At 35.8% G+C, this 17,216-nt stretch carries 19 protein-coding genes; 13 read left to right on the forward strand and 6 right to left on the reverse strand.

The window, feature by feature from the left end; all coding sequences use genetic code 11:
- Positions 1-103: 103 nt before the first annotated feature.
- The 13 genes from ACKWCD_RS01175 to ACKWCD_RS01235 all read left to right on the forward strand — a co-directional run bounded on the left by ACKWCD_RS01175 (position 104) and on the right by ACKWCD_RS01235 (position 12,473).
- Positions 104-637, forward strand: a complete 534-nt coding sequence (locus ACKWCD_RS01175; protein ID WP_413982090.1) for a DUF6913 domain-containing protein — start codon at positions 104-106, stop codon at positions 635-637.
- A complete protein-coding gene (dapA, locus tag ACKWCD_RS01180) occupies positions 637-1,527 on the forward strand; it encodes a 4-hydroxy-tetrahydrodipicolinate synthase (protein ID WP_413982091.1) in 891 nt (296 codons plus the stop codon). The genes ACKWCD_RS01175 and dapA overlap by 1 nt, the downstream gene beginning before the upstream one ends.
- A 113-nt stretch (positions 1,528-1,640) precedes the next feature.
- Positions 1,641-2,477, forward strand: a complete 837-nt coding sequence (locus tag ACKWCD_RS01185; protein WP_413982092.1) for an outer membrane protein assembly factor BamD — start codon at positions 1,641-1,643, stop codon at positions 2,475-2,477.
- 18 nt (positions 2,478-2,495) lie between these two features.
- Entirely contained in the window at positions 2,496-2,822 is a 327-nt protein-coding gene (locus ACKWCD_RS01190) for a DNA-directed RNA polymerase subunit omega (protein WP_138658587.1), read from the forward strand.
- Between the two features lie 2 nt (positions 2,823-2,824).
- Entirely contained in the window at positions 2,825-4,030 is a 1,206-nt protein-coding gene (gene coaBC, locus ACKWCD_RS01195; RefSeq protein WP_413982093.1) for a bifunctional phosphopantothenoylcysteine decarboxylase/phosphopantothenate--cysteine ligase CoaBC, read from the forward strand.
- Complete coding sequence (porD, locus tag ACKWCD_RS01200; protein WP_413982094.1) at positions 4,023-4,913, forward strand: type IX secretion system protein PorD; 891 nt, start codon at positions 4,023-4,025, stop codon at positions 4,911-4,913. Before coaBC ends, porD begins: the two co-directional genes overlap by 8 nt.
- A gap of 55 nt (positions 4,914-4,968) precedes the next feature.
- A complete protein-coding gene (gene recN, locus ACKWCD_RS01205; RefSeq protein ID WP_413982095.1) occupies positions 4,969-6,621 on the forward strand; it encodes a DNA repair protein RecN in 1,653 nt (550 codons plus the stop codon).
- Positions 6,622-6,687: 66 nt separating this feature from the next.
- Positions 6,688-7,500: an enoyl-ACP reductase FabI gene (locus ACKWCD_RS01210; RefSeq protein WP_413982096.1), complete on the forward strand. Its 813-nt coding sequence runs from the start codon at positions 6,688-6,690 to the stop codon at positions 7,498-7,500.
- 45 nt (positions 7,501-7,545) lie between these two features.
- Positions 7,546-8,544 (forward strand): glycosyltransferase family 2 protein, encoded by a 999-nt coding sequence (locus ACKWCD_RS01215; protein WP_413982097.1) that lies wholly within the window; start codon positions 7,546-7,548, stop codon positions 8,542-8,544.
- Between the two features lie 10 nt (positions 8,545-8,554).
- Positions 8,555-9,514, forward strand: coding sequence for a CdaR family protein (locus ACKWCD_RS01220; RefSeq protein WP_413982098.1), 960 nt, complete (start codon positions 8,555-8,557; stop codon positions 9,512-9,514).
- Positions 9,511-10,092, forward strand: coding sequence for a dephospho-CoA kinase (gene coaE, locus ACKWCD_RS01225; RefSeq protein ID WP_413982099.1), 582 nt, complete (start codon positions 9,511-9,513; stop codon positions 10,090-10,092). Before ACKWCD_RS01220 ends, coaE begins: the two co-directional genes overlap by 4 nt.
- A gap of 84 nt (positions 10,093-10,176) precedes the next feature.
- Positions 10,177-11,754 (forward strand): sensor histidine kinase, encoded by a 1,578-nt coding sequence (locus ACKWCD_RS01230; protein ID WP_413982100.1) that lies wholly within the window; start codon positions 10,177-10,179, stop codon positions 11,752-11,754.
- A gap of 5 nt (positions 11,755-11,759) precedes the next feature.
- Positions 11,760-12,473 carry a response regulator transcription factor gene (locus ACKWCD_RS01235; protein WP_413982101.1) on the forward strand — a complete coding sequence of 238 codons (714 nt, stop codon included), beginning with the start codon at positions 11,760-11,762 and terminating at the stop codon, positions 12,471-12,473.
- Positions 12,474-12,511: 38 nt separating this feature from the next.
- On the opposite strand, the gene ACKWCD_RS01240 is transcribed toward ACKWCD_RS01235, so the two are convergent.
- From ACKWCD_RS01240 to ACKWCD_RS01265, 6 genes are read right to left on the reverse strand one after another with little or no spacing between them, the layout of a single operon-like run.
- Positions 12,512-13,015, reverse strand: coding sequence for a gluconokinase (locus tag ACKWCD_RS01240; RefSeq protein ID WP_413982102.1), 504 nt, complete (start codon positions 13,013-13,015; stop codon positions 12,512-12,514).
- A complete protein-coding gene (miaA, locus tag ACKWCD_RS01245; RefSeq protein ID WP_413982103.1) occupies positions 13,008-13,919 on the reverse strand; it encodes a tRNA (adenosine(37)-N6)-dimethylallyltransferase MiaA in 912 nt (303 codons plus the stop codon). Before miaA ends, ACKWCD_RS01240 begins: the two co-directional genes overlap by 8 nt.
- A complete protein-coding gene (locus ACKWCD_RS01250) occupies positions 13,919-14,752 on the reverse strand; it encodes an ion transporter (protein WP_413982104.1) in 834 nt (277 codons plus the stop codon). Before ACKWCD_RS01250 ends, miaA begins: the two co-directional genes overlap by 1 nt.
- Before the next feature lie 10 nt (positions 14,753-14,762).
- The gene (locus ACKWCD_RS01255) at positions 14,763-16,130 is read right to left on the reverse strand and encodes an exonuclease domain-containing protein (protein WP_413982105.1); all 1,368 of its coding nucleotides are present in this window, start codon (positions 16,128-16,130) and stop codon (positions 14,763-14,765) included.
- 36 nt (positions 16,131-16,166) lie between these two features.
- Entirely contained in the window at positions 16,167-16,826 is a 660-nt protein-coding gene (locus ACKWCD_RS01260; protein WP_413982106.1) for a YggS family pyridoxal phosphate-dependent enzyme, read from the reverse strand.
- Entirely contained in the window at positions 16,827-17,216 is a 390-nt protein-coding gene (locus tag ACKWCD_RS01265; protein ID WP_413982107.1) for a nuclear transport factor 2 family protein, read from the reverse strand.

Genomic DNA, 17,216 nt, shown 5'->3' on the forward strand with positions numbered 1-17,216 from the left:
ACATAGCTTAGCTACCGAAAGAGAAAAAGACGAAGACTGATTGCAAAAGAGCAATTTTAAAGCCGATTGAAAAAGTATAGATAAGTTCTAAAGGTAAAAATACATGTTTAAGGGAATAAAAGATAAATTTAAGTACAAATCTGGGGTTAAATTTTTGAGAGAAGAACTTAAAAAGCCTTTTGATGTTGTTCAGCGTAAAAAAGGGATTACCTCTGTAGCCTGTTTGGTTGATTTAGATTCCTTTGAAAACGCAAATCTTTTTTATGAGTTTGTAGAAGATTATGGATTGCGACCAAATGCGGTGAAAATTATAGGATATAAAAGTTATTACGATAAAAACTCGCCGTATTCTACTCCAGTTTTTTCAGACAAAGATTTGGGATGGAACGGAAACATAGAAAACAGTTACGTACTTGAGTTTTTAAGTCGTGAATATGATATGTTGGTCAACTATTACACTGAAGAGAATCTGTTATTACAGATCATGAGCGTAAAAACCAAGGCAAGGGTTCGTGTTGGATTCAAAGAAGTTGATTCAAAATTCAATGACTTGATTTTAGATACCCCGATGAAAAATTTTAAAATTTTTAAACAAGAGCTAAAGAAATATTTAAAAGTTCTTAATGAAATAAAATAATGAAGCAGTTTGTAGGAACGGGTGTAGCATTGGTGACTCCATTCAAAAAAGATTTTTCGATTGATACGGATGCTTTAACGCAAATCGTCAATTACTGTATTGATGGAGGAGTAGACTATCTTGTAGTTTTAGGAACCACTGGTGAATCGGTTACTTTGAATAAAGCAGAAAAGCTGCTAGTGATGGATACAATAGTTCGAGCTAATGCAGGTCGCTTACCCCTTGTTTTGGGTATCGGAGGCAATAGTACAAATCGTGTAGTTCATGAAGTGAAAGCTTTTCAATCAGACGCTTTTGATGCTATTCTTTCGGTCGTTCCATATTATAATAAGCCCACGCAAGAAGGAATTTATCAGCATTTTAAAGCAATCTCTGAGGCAGCTACAAAGCCCATTATTTTGTACAATGTACCTGCAAGAACTGGCAGTAATATGTTACCAGGCACCGTACTTCGACTTGCTGCTGACTTTGACAATATCATAGGAGTCAAAGAGGCTGTGGGGGAAATGAATCAAGTTCGGGAGCTCATTGCTGGAAAACCAGATGGCTTCCATGTAATTTCTGGAGATGACCCTACTGCGCTAGAGACCGTTTTAGCTGGAGGTTCTGGAGTGATTTCTGTTCTTGGACAGGGGTTACCAGAGCAATTCTCAAAAATGATCAAGTTGGGAATAGCAGGAAACCATAAAGAGGCATCAGAATTTCAAGAAGCAATGTCAAAGGGAATGTATCTTATCTTTGAAGAAGGAAATCCTGCGGGTATAAAATCTATTTTTGAAACGCTCCAACTTTGCGATGCGACTGTTCGACTGCCATTGGTAGAAGCCACTTCGAACCTCAAAGAAAAGATAGCAGCTTTTGTCAAGCCTTTAATCAAAGTCACCGCTTGAAAAAAATAAAGCGTTAAATCTTCTATAAAAGTATTGTCTTAAGGCTTTTATCCATCTATTTTCGTTCGGTAAAAATGTTTTTTATATCCATTGATAATCCGTAATTTTGCAAAATGTTTTTGAAAATGAGACGTATATTTTCCTTTCTAGCTATCATGGTGCTTTTGGCATCTTGTAATGAATACCAAAAAGTACTCAAAGAAACTGATGTCAAAGCAAAATATGATTTGGCACAGAAATATTATGAAGCAGAAGATTTTAAAAGGGCACTTCGACTCTTTGAACAAATTGCACCCAAGTATGTAGGAAAACCTCAAGGAGAAAGGGTAATGTTCTTTTTAGCAGATAGTTATTTTCAGCGTAAAGATTTTAATATGGCCGGCTATCAATTTGAGCGTTTTATTAAGTCATATCCAAAGAGTGACAAGGTTCCAGAGGCAGCATTTTCAGGAGCGCAAAGTTATTTCGAGCTATCGCCTAATTATTCATTAGACCAAACTGATACAGATAAGGCCTTGGCGAAGCTACAGGCTTTTGTTAATACGTACCCAGATTCAGAGTTTTTTGATAAGGCAAATGAAATGGCGCAAGAACTCACCACGAAAAAAGAAAAGAAAGCCTTTGAAATCGGAAAACAGTTTAATAAGCTTGGAGAATTCAACTATGAAGTTCTAAAATCAGCAGTAGCATCTTTAGATAATTTTGTTTCTGATTTTCCCGGTTCAATCTATCGTGAAGAAGCTCTTTATCTGAAACTTGAAGCTACTACGAATATGGCTTTAAATAGTTTTCAATCATTAAAAGAGGAAAGACTGGAAAATGCTAAGGAGGCCTATAATGTTTTGAAAAAACAATTTCCAGAAACTAAATTCACAAAAAAGGCAGATAATTTATTAAAAAAAATAGAGAAAGAACTAGTATATTTCTCAGACATAACAGCAACAAAATAAATAGCTATCATTATGAATATGAATGATTTAAAAAACTCAAAAGCTCCTGTTTCTACTACAACCATTAACAAGAATGAGTTTGACGCACCAACAGATAACATTTATGAAGCAATTTCAATAGCTTCTAAAAGAGCAATTCAAATCAACTCTGACATCAAAAAAGAGCTTCTTGAAAAATTAGAAGAGTTTGCAACTTACAGTGATAGTCTTGAAGAAGTCTTTGAAAATAAGGAGCAAATCGAGGTGTCTAAGTTTTATGAAAAGTTACCAAAACCTCATGCTTTAGCGGTTGAGGAATGGTTAACGGACAAAATCTATTATAGAAATACTGAGAAAGACGCATAGAGATGTTAGGCGGTAAAAACATCCTTTTAGGAATTACTGGAGGAATAGCCGCTTACAAAACTACTTTTCTCGTTCGATTATTGATAAAAGCTGGTGCAAATGTCAAAGTGATTTTGACAGAAAGTGCCAGCTCTTTTGTTTCTCCACTTACCCTTGCTACCCTTTCTAAGAATCCTGTATTATCTTCTTTTGTAAAGGAAGAAAACGATACTATTGATTGGAATAATCATGTAGAGTTGGGGCTATGGGCTGACATTATGATAATTGCTCCCGCTACAGCAAACACTTTGTCTAAGATGGCAAATGGCACTTGTGATAATTTGCTTTTAGCCACCTATCTTTCTGCCAAATGCCCCGTTTTCTTTGCTCCTGCGATGGATTTAGATATGTATAAACATCCATCAACAAAGAATTCTTTCGAAAAACTTGAGTCTTTTGGAAATAAAATGATTGCTGCAACTTCTGGCGAATTAGCTAGTGGCTTGCATGGAGAAGGACGTATGGCCGAGCCAGAAGACATTGTTGATTTTGTAAAACAATTTTTATCTGATGGATTTCCTTTAAGTAGAAAAAAAGTTTTGATTACAGCAGGACCCACCTATGAAGCCATTGATCCAGTGCGATTTGTTGGAAATCATTCATCGGGATTAATGGGTTATGAATTGGCAAAAGAAGCTGCAAGACTAGGGGCCAAGGTTGTTTTAGTTTCTGGTCCATCCCATTTGAAAATAGAAGATGATTTAGTAACAACTTTAAGAGTAATGTCCGCTGACGAAATGTATGATGCTGTACATGCTCATTATGAAACTGCTGATATTGCTATTTGTGCCGCAGCGGTTGCAGATTATCGGCCCAAAATAGTTGCTGATCAAAAGATTAAAAAGTCTTCCGACGATTTATCTATTGAGTTAATTAAGAATAAAGATATTCTTCTGTCCTTAGGAAAAGTTAAGAAAAATCAGTTCTTAGTCGGTTTCGCTTTGGAGACAGAAAACGAGCTGGAAAACGCCAAAGGGAAGTTAAAAAAGAAAAACTTAGATGCTATTGTTTTAAATTCTCTTAATGATTTAGGTGCAGGTTTCGGAAAGCAAACGAATAAAATAACTTTTATAGATAAGAATTCAACGATAAAAGCGTTTGATTTAAAAAGTAAGGCAGCTGTGGCTGTTGATATCTTAGAAGAAATTATAAGCAGAATCAATGCGTAACCTCTTAATTACTCTTTTGACTATTTTTCTCTCTTTGGCAACACATGCCCAAGAGCTAAATGCCACAGTTACTGTAAACTCGAGTGAACTTCCACAGGGTGATCTTCCCGTTTTTAGAACCCTAGAAAGGTCTCTGAATGACTTTGTAAATAAAAATAAATGGACGAATCGAGTTTATAAGGAAAATGAGAGAGTTAATGCTCAAATGATAATTACGCTTTCGAAGTATGAGTCTAATAGATTTGAAGGAAATATCGTAATTCAATCGTCACGACCAGTATTTAATACTTCTTATGAAACGCCTGTTTTTAATTATAAAGATGGCCAGTTTTCTTTTCAATATATCGAATTTGAACCATTGGTTTATAATGAAAATAATTACGGTTCTAATTTGGTCGGAGTCATCGCATATTATGTATATGTTGTTTTAGGATTAGATGCCGATACGTTTTCTTTAGAAGGTGGAACCGAATATTTTAAAGAGGCCCAAAAAGTGGTTACTCAAGCTCAGGGCACTAATTTTGCTGGATGGAGCAATACTGGAAAAGAACGAACTCGTTTTGAATTGGTAGATGATCTATTGTCAAATACATATCGTGAATACCATATAGCGATGTACAATTATCATAGAAAAGGTTTAGATATCTTAGGAGATAATAATAGCACAGGCAAGCAAGTTATTGCAGGAACCATGAAATTGTTTGAAACGATTCAGAAAAGAAGACCGAATGCATTTTTAATTCAAACCTTCTTTGATGCCAAATCAGAGGAGATTAAAAGTGTCTTCTCAGACGGTCCTAAAGTAGATATTGTAAAGTTAAAAGAAACACTCACCAAAGTAGCTCCTTTATTTGCTGGCACCTGGAACGATATTAAATACTGATTTCAGATTTATTTAAAGATATCGATTATCTTTACGGCACTAATATTATTCACTAGTGCTTTCAAAACTTTCTATAAAAAATTACGCTTTAATTGATCACTTAGACGTTTCGTTTACAAATGGTTTTACCAGTATTACTGGTGAAACCGGAGCTGGTAAGTCCATTCTTCTTGGTGGACTTTCTCTGGTACTTGGAAAACGTGCTGATTTAAGCGCGTTGCGTGACAAAGATTTGAAATGTATTATTGAAGCAGAGTTTGAAATTAAAAAATACAAATTAAAACGTTTTTTTAAAAGTAATGACCTCGATTATGAGGATAGGACTATAGTAAGACGTGAGATACTTCCTAGCGGTAAGTCCAGAGCTTTTATAAATGATACTCCGATTACACTAGATATACTTTCTCAATTAGGAAACCAACTAATTGACGTGCATTCGCAACATCAAACTTTACAATTAGCAGACAACGATTTTCAGTTAAAAGTCATCGATGCCTTGGCAGATAATAAAGCCGTTTTGGAGGAGTATTCTGATAAACTTGTAGTTTATAAGAAAACTTCAAATGAATTAGAGCAATTAATTGAATTTCAGAAAGATGCTGACAAGGAATACGATTATAACAGTTTTTTATTAAAGGAACTTGAAGAGGCGAATTTAAAAGTTGGAATGCAAGAAGAGCTTGAAGAGCAACATGAGCAATTAAACAATGTCGAAGGGATTATGGAGCAGCTGTCAAAAGGCGAGCAATTGCTTAATGATGAACAAGCCGGAATAGTAAGTTTACTTAGTGAACTTAAACTAACGTCGAGTAAGTTATCGGGATTTGGAAGTCAATATACAGAGCTAAATGAACGCATTCAGTCCGTTTTTATAGAAATCGATGATATTGCAAACGAACTACAATTTTTTCAGGAACAGATAGAGGCTAATCCTCAATTATTAGAGGTAGTAAGTGGAAAGTTACAGTTGATATTTGACCTTCAGAAGAAGCATCAAGCCTTGAGCATTCAAGAGCTTCTAAAGATTCAGGAAGAGCTTAGTGAAAAAGTTGGGGTAACCGCTAATCTAGAATCGAATATCGAAAAGCTTCAAGAAAAGCTTTTGAAAGATAAATCCGAATTGAAAGAAACAGCAGATACACTTAGTAAAAGAAGAGTTGCTGTGCTGGCAAACTTAAAACAACAGCTTCAAGATAGTTTGGATAGACTAGGAATGCCAAGTGCAACATTTCAGATTGAAATTCACCCATCATCTGATTTTAAATCGAATGGAAATGATAACCTTAGTTTTTTGTTTTCTGCAAACAAGGGTAGCAATTATGGCGAGTTGAAAAAAGTTGCTTCAGGAGGAGAGCTTTCCCGTATTATGCTTACGATCAAATCGATTTTGGCTAAATATGAGCATTTGCCCACTATGATGTTTGATGAGATTGATACCGGTGTTTCAGGAGAAATTTCTAATAAAATGGGTGACATTATGCTTGAGATGAGTAAGACGATGCAGGTATTTTCAATTACACATCTTCCTCAAGTGGCTTCAAAGGGCGATCAACAATTCAAGGTTTATAAAACTGATGAAAACGATACAACCCATACCAGAATGAAAGAATTAACTGCGGATGAAAGAGTAGTGGAACTCGCAGGAATGCTCGGAGGAAATGACCTTTCCGATTCCGCTATGGCACACGCTAGAGAGCTTTTAAATTAGATAATTAATCTGCGGATATTTTGAATATCTTTGACAACTTGAAGCAATCTTAGAAAACAGGAACACATGTCTTATAATTTATTAAAGGGGAAGAAAGGAATCATTTTTGGAGCTTTAGATGAAAATTCAATTGCTTGGAAAACTGCCGAGCGTGTTCATGCTGAAGGCGGTGAGTTTGTTTTAACCAATGCTCCGATTGCAATGAGAATGGGGCAAATCAAAGATTTGGCCGAGAAAACAGGTTCTGAAATTGTTCCTGCTGATGCAACCAGTGAAGAAGACTTAGCGAACCTAGTAGTTAAATCTACTGAAATTCTTGGAGGTAAATTAGACTTTGTTTTGCATTCCATTGGTATGTCAGTGAATGTTCGAAAGGGTAGGGCATATACAGATGAGAAATATGATTTCACTGCAAAAGGTTGGGATGTCTCCGCACTTTCATTTCATAAGGTTATGCAGAGTTTATATAAAGCTGATGCAATGAATGAATGGGGTAGTATTGTTGCCTTGACCTATATGGCAGCGCAACGAACGTTTCCCGATTACAACGATATGGCTGATAACAAGGCTTATTTAGAATCGGTTGCTCGTAGTTTTGGTTATTTCTATGGAAAAGAAAAGAAGGTAAGAGTGAATACCATATCACAATCACCAACGGCAACAACAGCGGGAACTGGAGTGAAAGGTTTTGACGGATTTATAGCATATGCCGAGAAAATGTCTCCTTTAGGTAATGCGTCCGCTCAAGATTGTGCTGATTATACAGTTTCGTTGTTTTCTGATTTGACTCGAAAAGTAACTATGCAAAATTTATTTCATGATGGTGGCTTTTCCAATACTGGTGTAAGTCAAGAAGTTATTGAACATTTCTCAGAATAGGTCTCCAAAGACGCTGTTTTTATTGGTTTTTGCAAATTCGACAAAATGGAGTTAATCTTTTCTTTTATTATTCCTGTTTACAATAGGCCTGATGAGATTAGAGAGCTTTTACAAAGTTTGCAAGAACAAACTTACCAAAGTCCTTTTGAGGTAGTTATCATTGAAGATGGCTCTTCAGAACCATCAGATGAAATTATTAAGGAATTCCAAAGCGAATTATCGATCTCCTATTTCCAGAAAAACAATTCAGGACCTGGTGATTCAAGAAACTATGGAATGCGAAAAGCGGTTGGTAATTATTTCATTGTTTTAGATTCTGATTGCATAGTTCCTCCCAAATACTTAGAGAAGGTTCAAAAATCATTACAGGAAGATTTTGTGCATTGTTTCGGAGGCCCTGATAATGCTCATGAATCTTTTAGCTTAGTTCAGAAAGCAATTAATTACGCGATGACTTCTGTTTTGAGTACAGGTGGAATACGAGGTGGGAAGAACTCAATTGGTAAATTTCAGCCGCGAAGCTTTAATATGGGTATTTCTAAAGCCGCATTCGATGACACCAATGGTTTTGGAAGCATTCACCCCGGTGAAGATCCTGATTTAACTTTTCGTCTTTGGAAAAAAGGCTATGAAACAAGATTGATTTCGGAAGCCTTTGTTTACCATAAGCGACGTATTGATTGGTCTAAGTTTTATACTCAAGTAAATAAATTTGGAATGGTGCGTCCAATACTAAATAAATGGCATCCGAATACTGCAAAAGTTACGTATTGGTTTCCAACACTATTTTGTTTAGGTTTTCTTATCAGTTTGGTTCTATTTGCAATAGGTGTTTTCGCTCCCCTGTTTCTTTATATAGCTTATTTTATAGTGATTTTTATGGATGCAATTTTAAAGACTAAAAGCTTCGCTATCTCTTTGTTAGCAGTGTTTGCAGTTCAGATCCAATTTGTAGGTTATGGATTAGGTTTTTTAAAATCGACAGTTCTTCTTAACTTCACAAGGAAGAAGCCCCAAGAAATTTTTCCAAACTTGTTTTTTTAAATGCCTACGCGTGATACAAAAAATCAAAAACAGCTTAAAGAAGCGGAAAGTAAAGATCTTTTTGGTGTTCTTATTCTGCTCCACCTCGGCTTGGTTTATTAGTAATCTATCCGAATCTTTTATTAGCAATACTACTTTTGATTTGGAATTTGTGAATGCTAGTGATGATCTACTACTAGTCAATACTTCTCAAGATAAGATTAATGCAAAATTGGAGGCGGTAGGCTTTCAATTTTTGGGCTTTAATTTTAAGAATAAAGCCGTAACAATTGATTTATCCGAGGTTTCTAAAGAAGGACGTCAATATCACTTGCCCTATCAAAAATTTAAAGCTCAGATAGAGAAACAGTTGCCCAGTTCAATGCGTCTTATTGATATTGAAAAAGACACCTTGTTTTTTGATTTTCAAGAAGTTATAAGTAAAGAAGTTCCTGTGAAACCTATGTTGCAACTTACTTTAGAGCAAAATTTCTTATTAGATGGAAAGCTCGTGGTTGAGCCAGATACGGTTACAATAAAGGGGCCACGTAACGAGGTCGATACCATTGCAAGCGTGAAATCATTACGAATTGATCTCATAGATTTAAGCGATGATTTCTCTAGAAATACAAGTATAAAAGTTCCTGAGGGCTTAAGGTATACATCTTTTTCTGCAAGCACTGTTACCATTACCGGAAAAGTATCTCGGTTCTCAGAGAGAATGATAACGGTTAATGTAAAAGCCATGAATTTCCCAACAGGTACGGCAATAAAGATGTTTCCAGATCAAGTGAAGGTATTATGTAAGGGAACTATCAATACCTTGAAAAACTTAGATGTCTCTGATTTTGAAGTGATAGCAGATTTTAAGAGAATTAGAAAAACTAAGTCAAAAAAAATACCGTTAATTCTTGAAAAGAAACCAGAAACGCTTTCTAGTGCTATACTTCAAGAAAAAGAAGTGGAGTACATTTTAAAACGTAAAGAATGATTGTAGGATTGACAGGAGGAATAGGGAGTGGCAAAACAACCGTAGCAAAATTCTTCGAAGAACTTGGTGTGCCAGTCTACAACTCTGACAAAAAAGCGAGGAAACTTATGCGGACTTCAAAAAAGCTAAAAAAAGCAATAATTGAGCTTCTTGGCGAAAGTGCGTATAAAGGTAAAAAGTTAAACAAAAAGTATATTTCTGATAAAATCTTTAATGACCCAAAATTGCTCGAAAAGATGAATTCGATTGTGCATCCGGCAGTCAGAAATCACTTTTTGTCATGGAAAAAGAAACAGGAAGCTTCTTATGTAATTCAAGAAACTGCACTCATATTTGAAAATGAAATCCAAGATTTTTATGATAAAATTATTTTAGTGATTGCTCCTGAATCACAACGGATACAGAGGGTTTTAAAAAGAGATGATATTTCGGTCAAGCAAGTAAAGAATCGTTTAAAAAACCAAATGAAAGATTCAGAAAAACTTCACCTAGCTCACTATGTTATCGATAACACAGATCTCTTCGAAACACAAAAAAAAGTCAAGCAGGTGAATAGTGCTCTCCTTGAATATTGCTAGCCCTCCGCAATTTTTTAACATTTTTGTTAAGGTTTGGTTAAAGCTGTAATTTGCCCGAAGTATAATCTTTAAATTAGCCTAAAGATGAATAAAAGATTGTTTATTCTTTTGGTAATCTTAATGAGCCTCTCACTTATTGGAATAATTTTCGTCCAATTTTATTGGATAAAAAAGTCTGTAGAAGACAAAGAAGAACAATTTTCCAATGCAGTAACAGAGGTTTTAAATAAGGTTACCGATAAGATAGAAGGAAGGGAGCGGAAAGATTATTCTGAACGCTATTTAAATGAAAAAGATAGCATAGGTGAGTTGAAAGCAGCTAACTTCACCAACATCATGTTCGGTTATCGTGATTTTGATTCTAACGAATTAAGAGTTTATGAACATGGTATTTTAGAAGAAGATTACAATATCCCCTATACGTTCTTTGACACTAACAGTGGTGACACAACCACAATAAAGAGTTACACGAGCAAGCGAAAAACTACGGTTTTGAAAGAGGATTTCGGCTTAGACGGAAAGGAGTATAACTTGACACCAATTCAATATTATGAAAAAATTGATGGTCTAAGCTCTCTTGAAAAAGCTGCTTTTGAAGATGTTTTTAGTGAATTGGCTAAAAAAGTGCCTATTCATGAGAGGGTCTCGAAGCAAGAAATAGAGCTTCTATTAAATAGAGAACTCGGAAACAGAAATATTGATACAGAGTATGAATATGGGGTATACAGCAGAGGTCTTCCAACAAAAGTGAAGTCAAGGCGTTTTAAATACATGCTGAACAAATTTTATGAAGCTCCAATTTTTTTAGATAGCGAAGGGAATTCAAATTTTTCGCTGTTAATATCTTTTCCGAAAAAGAAGAGATTTTTAATCAGTTCTATTCTGGGTCTAGCAATTTTATCGCTTTTATTTACGCTTGTTATCGTGGCATCTTATTCAGGAGCTATTTATCAGTTGATTAAGCAAAAGCAGATTTCTGAAATAAAGTCAGATTTTATAAATAACATGACCCATGAATTTAAAACGCCCATTGCAACTATAAACCTGGCTGTTGAGGCAATTCGAAATCCGAAAGTAATTGATGACAAGGATAAAGTGGTTCGGTACTTGCAAATGATAAGAGATGAAAACAAGCGTATGCATGCTCAAGTTGAGAATGTTTTACGAATTTCTAAATTAGAGAAAAATCAGCTTGATATTAGTAAGGATAGGGTAGATGTTCACGACATAGTTCAAGATGCAATTGCACACGTCGAATTGATTGTTGCTGATCGAGGTGGTTATGTAGAAACACACTTAAACGCAACTAGAACCGAGGTGCTTGCTAACGAAATGCACTTTACCAATGTCGTTGTAAATATACTAGACAATGCCGTGAAGTATTCGATTGAACCCCCGAAAATTGACGTGTCAACTGAGTTAGTTAAGAATAATATAATTATTAAAGTACAGGATCAAGGTGCTGGAATGAGCAAGGCCGTCCTGAAAAAGGTATTTGAGAAATTCTACCGGGAGCATACCGGTGATATTCATAATGTTAAAGGGCATGGACTAGGTCTAGCCTATGTAAAAAAAATAATAGACGATCATCAAGGTGAGGTTTATGCGGAAAGTGAGAAAGGAAAAGGAAGCACTTTTTATATTAAACTGCCTTTAATTTAAATTTTATGGAAACGATAAACAAGAAGATTCTTTTAGTTGAAGATGACCCAAACTTTGGTATCGTACTGAAGGATTATTTGTCAATGAATGATTTCGATGTGACTTTGGCAAAGAATGGAATGGAGGGTTTTGAGAAATTCAAGAAAGACAATTATGATATTTGTATTCTTGATGTGATGATGCCATATAAAGATGGCTTTACTTTAGCTAAAGAGATTCGTGAGAAGAACGAGAATGTACCTATCGTGTTTCTTACTGCTAAAACGATGAAGGAAGATGTCTTGAAAGGATATAAGGCTGGTGCTGATGATTATTTGAACAAACCTTTTGATTCTGAGGTTTTGTTAATGAAACTAAAAGCAATTTTACTTAGAAAGGCCTCTAACACGTTGGCTGATAGCCGAAAATTTGAGTTCCAAATTGGTGGTTTTCATTTGAATTCAAAACTTCGTTTTTTGAAATATAAGGACACTGATGCTATCAAACTTTCGCCTAAAGAGAACGAATTACTTCGTCTTTTGGCTTTGCATGAAAATGATTTGATGCCTAGAGAATTGGCACTTACCAAAATTTGGAGAGATGATAACTACTTCACTTCAAGAAGCATGGATGTTTATATCGCCAAACTTAGAAAATATCTTAAAGTCGACGATACGGTAGAAATTCTAAACATTCACGGTGAAGGATTCAGATTGGTTGTAAAGACTGAAACGGAATAAAAGTTTGAACAATATTTATAGAGCCTTGACATCTAATGTCAGGGCTTTTTTGTTTTATAGATTCCAATAACTTCAGTTACTATAGTCTCCGGATTTTGTAGAATAGAAACGGTTATAGCATCTGAAGGAACTTCTAAAGCATCGAATTGCGATTGCAATAAGCCTGCTGGCATAAAATGACTCTTTCGTTGTAGTAGTCTTTCTGATATTTCTTCGAAGGTTCCACTCAAATAAATAAACGCTACCTGACTTGTTACATGCTCTCGAAGTATTTCTCTGTACGCTTTTTTTAAAGCAGAGCAGGCAATTACAAGACCTCTGTCTTTATGTTCTATGGATAAAGTGTTTAACCGCTCAAGCCAACCTTGTCGGTCATCGTCGTTTAATGGATTGCCAGCCGCCATTTTTTTAACATTGGCTTCCGGATGGTAATCATCTCCATCAAAAAAGGGAATATCAAATTCTTGGGCCAATAGCTTTCCGATAGTGCTCTTTCCGCAACCGGAAACTCCCATGACATAAAAAATCGGGGCTTTACTCATTTTGTATCTTACGTTCTATTTTTTCAATGATTTTAGTACTGTTTTCATCAAAATTAACCCATAGGGTTTCTTCATTTTTTCTGAACCAAGTCAATTGGCGTTTTGCAAATCTACGGGTGTTTTTTTTGATTTCTGAAACGGCAAAATCAAGTTCCCATTCACCATCAAAATATTTAAAAAGTTCCTTGTAACCTACCGTTTGAAGAGCATTGAGTTCTTTATGCTTGTACACGGATTTCGCTTCCTCTAGAAGTCCTTCTTCTAGCATTAGGTCTACTCTTCGATTGATGCGGCCATAAATAAGTTCTCTATCCGCAGAAATTCCAACAGTAAGAATATCAAAAGGTCTTTTTGGTTTATCCTGATTTACAAAAGAGGAGTAGGGCTTTCCTGAACCAATACAAACTTCCAGTGCACGAATTAACCGATGCGGATTTTCTAAATCTACTTGATTGTAATAGGATGGGTCTAATTTTTTGAGTTGTTCCTGTAGATGATTTATTCCATGCTCTTGTAATTGTATGTTTAACCTCATTCTTATAGCAGGATCTATTTTAGGAAAATTATCCAAACCTTTTGTGACGGCATCAACATATAATCCACTGCCACCAACCAGAACTACAACGCCTTTTTCTATAAATAAAGTTTCCAGCAATTTTATAGCATCCCTTTCAAAATTTCCTACAGAATATGCTTCATGAATACTTTTATGTTGAATGAAATGATGGGTTGCAGTTTGAAGTTCTTCCTCTGAAGGCACAGCAGTACCTATTCTCATTTCCTTAAAAAACTGTCGGGAATCTGCGGAAAGAATATCCGTATTAAAATGTTGCGCTAAAGTAAGCGCTAATTTGGTTTTTCCTATAGCTGTAGGTCCGACGACGGAAATCAGAATCTTTCCCATCACAGTTCACTTCCACAATTAAAACAATGTGAAGCTTCATCGCGATGACCTTCGCAAGAACATGTTGGGCAGGACTGCGTGTTTAAATGGATTTTGTCATCTTCCGCATTCCCTTGTTTTGTGAATTCAGAAGTAACGATTCCTGTGGGTACAGCAATTATTCCGTAACCTAATATCATTACGATAGTCGCTATAAGTTGCCCTAAACTAGTTTGTGGTGCGATATCTCCGTAACCTACTGTAGTTAAGGTTACAATCGCCCAATAGATACTCCTTGGGATGCTTGTAAAACCTGCGGCATCATCCTCAACGAGGTACATGATGGTTCCCATAATTACAGATAAAATCAAAACCGCGTAAATAAAAACCGCGATTTTCGCTCTACTTGCTTTTAATGCTCTCGTAAGTTGAGAGGCTTCGCCTAAAAACTGAACCAACTTTAAGATTCTAAAAACACGCAGTAATCGAAGTGCGCGAACAGCCAATAAAACCTGAGACCCAGCGAAAATATAAGATATGTACAGCGGTATAGTTGATATCAAATCGATAATACCATAAAAGCTAAAGATATACTTGAATGGTTTTTTTATACTTACGATACGTGCTATGTATTCTATAGTAAAGAAAATCGTAATGACCCACTCTAGACTTAATAATACATCATGGTATTTTGAGTCAATTTCCTTAACACTTTCAAGCATTACCAGAATAAGACTGAGAATGATTAAAACGAAAAGCGCAATATCAAACCACTTGCCCAAGGGCGTATCTGCCTCATAGATGATTTCATGAATTTTGCTTTTCCAGCCTTGGTTTGGTTTCCTGGTTTTCAAAGGGTATACTTTAGATGTCGATAATTTTCTTTACACGACGTTTTCGTAGGTATGATTCAATGATATGGGTAGTATTAGCATCACTTTTCATGGGAGTGATAATCGATTCTAAGATATGAATATTATTTATTTGATGATTTAAATCGTAATACCCCATGCCTTTGAATTCTCCATTCTGAATAAGAATAGCGCTATACTGCCCTATTTCCCGACCTTTATCTGTAAGAATACAGTTTTTTCCTGACAAGGAAAAGGTCTTTATAGCCTCGAGTGCTCGCTCATTATAAGCGTCAACTTCTTCTTTTTGAATACAAGCTCCTTTGCAGTCACCATCCTTATATTTGGAGCAATTGCTTTTGGCATCGGAGAGTCCGTTTAACTTGTCACATAAATTAAAATCCTTGCTAATCTTATAGAGTTGATTTTTTGCACCGGCATTGCTAGTGAATGTCGTTACTAAACCTGTGCTTCCTTTTGCATTTATGGCCGCCGTGTAGAATTCTGTATATCCTTCTTCTGAAGCTGTTTGATACAATCCATGGGAAAATAATTTCGGTTTTACCTTATGATTGTATTTAGGTCTGTTTCGCTTTAACTCTTCATTCTCCTTTAATAGGGCAATTAACTCGCTTCCCGTTTTTTCAAAAGTTACTTTTTTGGTTTCCTTTTGGAGTTTTCTTGCTTTATCCCCACTTTTAGTAAAGTGTTGATTTACTCTTTTTTTGATGTTATTGCTTTTTCCTAAGAAAATAATCTCACCATCTTTATTATGCATATAGTAAACCCCTGTTTCCGACGGAAGTTCGTCAACAATATCTAACTGACGTGTTGATAATTCTCCCAAAGTTTCTGCACGTACAACCGTTTTGATTATGGACTTGTCTAAGTCCTTACTAAGTAATAATCGGAAGAGTTTTAAAGTAGCAAGCGCATCACCATTCGCGCGATGGCGGTCACTTACTGCAATGCCAAGAGAACGGACTAACTTCCCTAAACTATAGGATTCCGCATCTGGTAGTAATTTCTGCGATAACTCAACAGTGCAAAGGGTTTTGCGTTCGAAGTTGTAACCCAATCGTCTAAATTCAGTTCTTAGAATTCGATAATCAAATTGGGCATTATGGGCGATAAGAACAGAACCTTCGGTAATTTCAACAATGCGTTTCGCTACTTCATGAAATTTGGGAGCAGTACGCAACATCTTATTATTGATGCCTGTTAGTTTAACTACAAAAGGCTGAATGTCTTTCTCTGGATTGACCAAAGAGATAAAGGTATCTACCACTTCGTGTCCGTCATATTTATGGATTGCAATTTCCGTTATGCCTTCCTCATTGTATTTTCCTCCGGTGGTTTCAATATCTAGTACTGCGTACATGTAGGGTATTCAGATGTTTTCAAGACCAACTCGGTCTTACTTATAATTTCTCGCTCCAAAGATACTACTTCCTATGCGCACCATGTTGCTACCTTCTTCGATTGCCAATTGGTAGTCGCCACTCATGCCCATCGAGAGAATACTTAGCGTTTCAATTTCCTTTTCAAGGGAAGTATAAAGGGATTTCAATTGTTTGAACTCTCTTCGGATTTGCTCTTGATAGTCAGTAAAAGTAGCCATTCCCATAAGTCCGACAATCTTGATATTTTCCAGCTGACGGAATTCTTCGGAAGTAATAATTTCATTTAATTCAGTTTCATCCAATCCGAATTTGGTATCTTCTTCGGCGATATGCATTTGCAAAAGACAATCAATAACACGATTGTGTTTTATGGCTTGCTTATTAATTTCTTTGAGCAATTTAAAGGAATCAACGCCATGGATTAAGGAAACGAATTCCGCCATGTACTTGACTTTATTTCGTTGCACATGCCCAATCATATGCCACTGGATATCTTTGGGCATAACTTCCCATTTCTGGGTCATCTCTTGAATTTTATTCTCTCCAAATACCCGTTGCCCAGCGTCATATGCTTCCTGTAAATCAGATATGGGTTTGGTTTTGGAAACCGCAACAAGTGTTACCTGCGGGGGTAAAGTTTCTTTTATGGTATTGAGATTTTCTTTAATTGACATTTAGATACTACTTTTTAATTTTTTTGGAAATGGCCCAAGGTGTTCTGATATCAATTTCCAAATTCCATTTTGATTAATTATCACTGAAGTTCCTCTTCCGACTCCTTGCATTTTTTCACCGTTTATAATACCTGTCCAATTAAAATCAAAGGTATAGACGGCCATCGTCGGTTTCTTTAATACCCAATGAATGTTCTGCATTGCATATTTTTCATTTTTAATAGCGGAGAAATTTTTCTCAAAAGCACCTTGTAATTCTATCTTTCCTTTAAAAAGGTTCCCGTTTGAAAAAGTCACGGTTGCATTTTCGGCAATCAAAGGTTCAACATTGCCCCAATTTTGACTGGCTAAAGCCCTTTCGTACAATTCGATAAACTGTTCGTGTTCCAT

The sequence above is a fragment of the Maribacter taeanensis genome, assembly GCF_047345145.1.
GTDB lineage: Bacteria > Bacteroidota > Bacteroidia > Flavobacteriales > Flavobacteriaceae > Maribacter_C.

Excerpts from the sequence above, each read along its gene's own strand:
- coaE (WP_413982099.1), top strand. The coding sequence starts at position 9,511 with ATGATTGTAGGATTGACAGGAGGAATAGGGAGTGGCAAAACAACCGTA.
- ACKWCD_RS01240 (WP_413982102.1), bottom strand. The coding sequence starts at position 13,015 with ATGAGTAAAGCCCCGATTTTTTATGTCATGGGAGTTTCCGGTTGCGGA.
- ACKWCD_RS01255 (WP_413982105.1), bottom strand. The coding sequence starts at position 16,130 with ATGTACGCAGTACTAGATATTGAAACCACCGGAGGAAAATACAATGAG.
- ACKWCD_RS01185 (WP_413982092.1), top strand. The coding sequence starts at position 1,641 with ATGTTTTTGAAAATGAGACGTATATTTTCCTTTCTAGCTATCATGGTG.
- ACKWCD_RS01190 (WP_138658587.1), top strand. The coding sequence starts at position 2,496 with ATGAATGATTTAAAAAACTCAAAAGCTCCTGTTTCTACTACAACCATT.
- ACKWCD_RS01260 (WP_413982106.1), bottom strand. The coding sequence starts at position 16,826 with ATGTCAATTAAAGAAAATCTCAATACCATAAAAGAAACTTTACCCCCG.
- miaA (WP_413982103.1), bottom strand. The coding sequence starts at position 13,919 with ATGGGAAAGATTCTGATTTCCGTCGTCGGACCTACAGCTATAGGAAAA.
- ACKWCD_RS01210 (WP_413982096.1), top strand. The coding sequence starts at position 6,688 with ATGTCTTATAATTTATTAAAGGGGAAGAAAGGAATCATTTTTGGAGCT.
- ACKWCD_RS01215 (WP_413982097.1), top strand. The coding sequence starts at position 7,546 with ATGGAGTTAATCTTTTCTTTTATTATTCCTGTTTACAATAGGCCTGAT.
- coaBC (WP_413982093.1), top strand. The coding sequence starts at position 2,825 with ATGTTAGGCGGTAAAAACATCCTTTTAGGAATTACTGGAGGAATAGCC.
- ACKWCD_RS01235 (WP_413982101.1), top strand. The coding sequence starts at position 11,760 with ATGGAAACGATAAACAAGAAGATTCTTTTAGTTGAAGATGACCCAAAC.
- dapA (WP_413982091.1), top strand. The coding sequence starts at position 637 with ATGAAGCAGTTTGTAGGAACGGGTGTAGCATTGGTGACTCCATTCAAA.
- ACKWCD_RS01230 (WP_413982100.1), top strand. The coding sequence starts at position 10,177 with ATGAATAAAAGATTGTTTATTCTTTTGGTAATCTTAATGAGCCTCTCA.
- porD (WP_413982094.1), top strand. The coding sequence starts at position 4,023 with ATGCGTAACCTCTTAATTACTCTTTTGACTATTTTTCTCTCTTTGGCA.
- ACKWCD_RS01175 (WP_413982090.1), top strand. The coding sequence starts at position 104 with ATGTTTAAGGGAATAAAAGATAAATTTAAGTACAAATCTGGGGTTAAA.
- ACKWCD_RS01265 (WP_413982107.1), bottom strand. The coding sequence starts at position 17,216 with ATGGAACACGAACAGTTTATCGAATTGTACGAAAGGGCTTTAGCCAGT.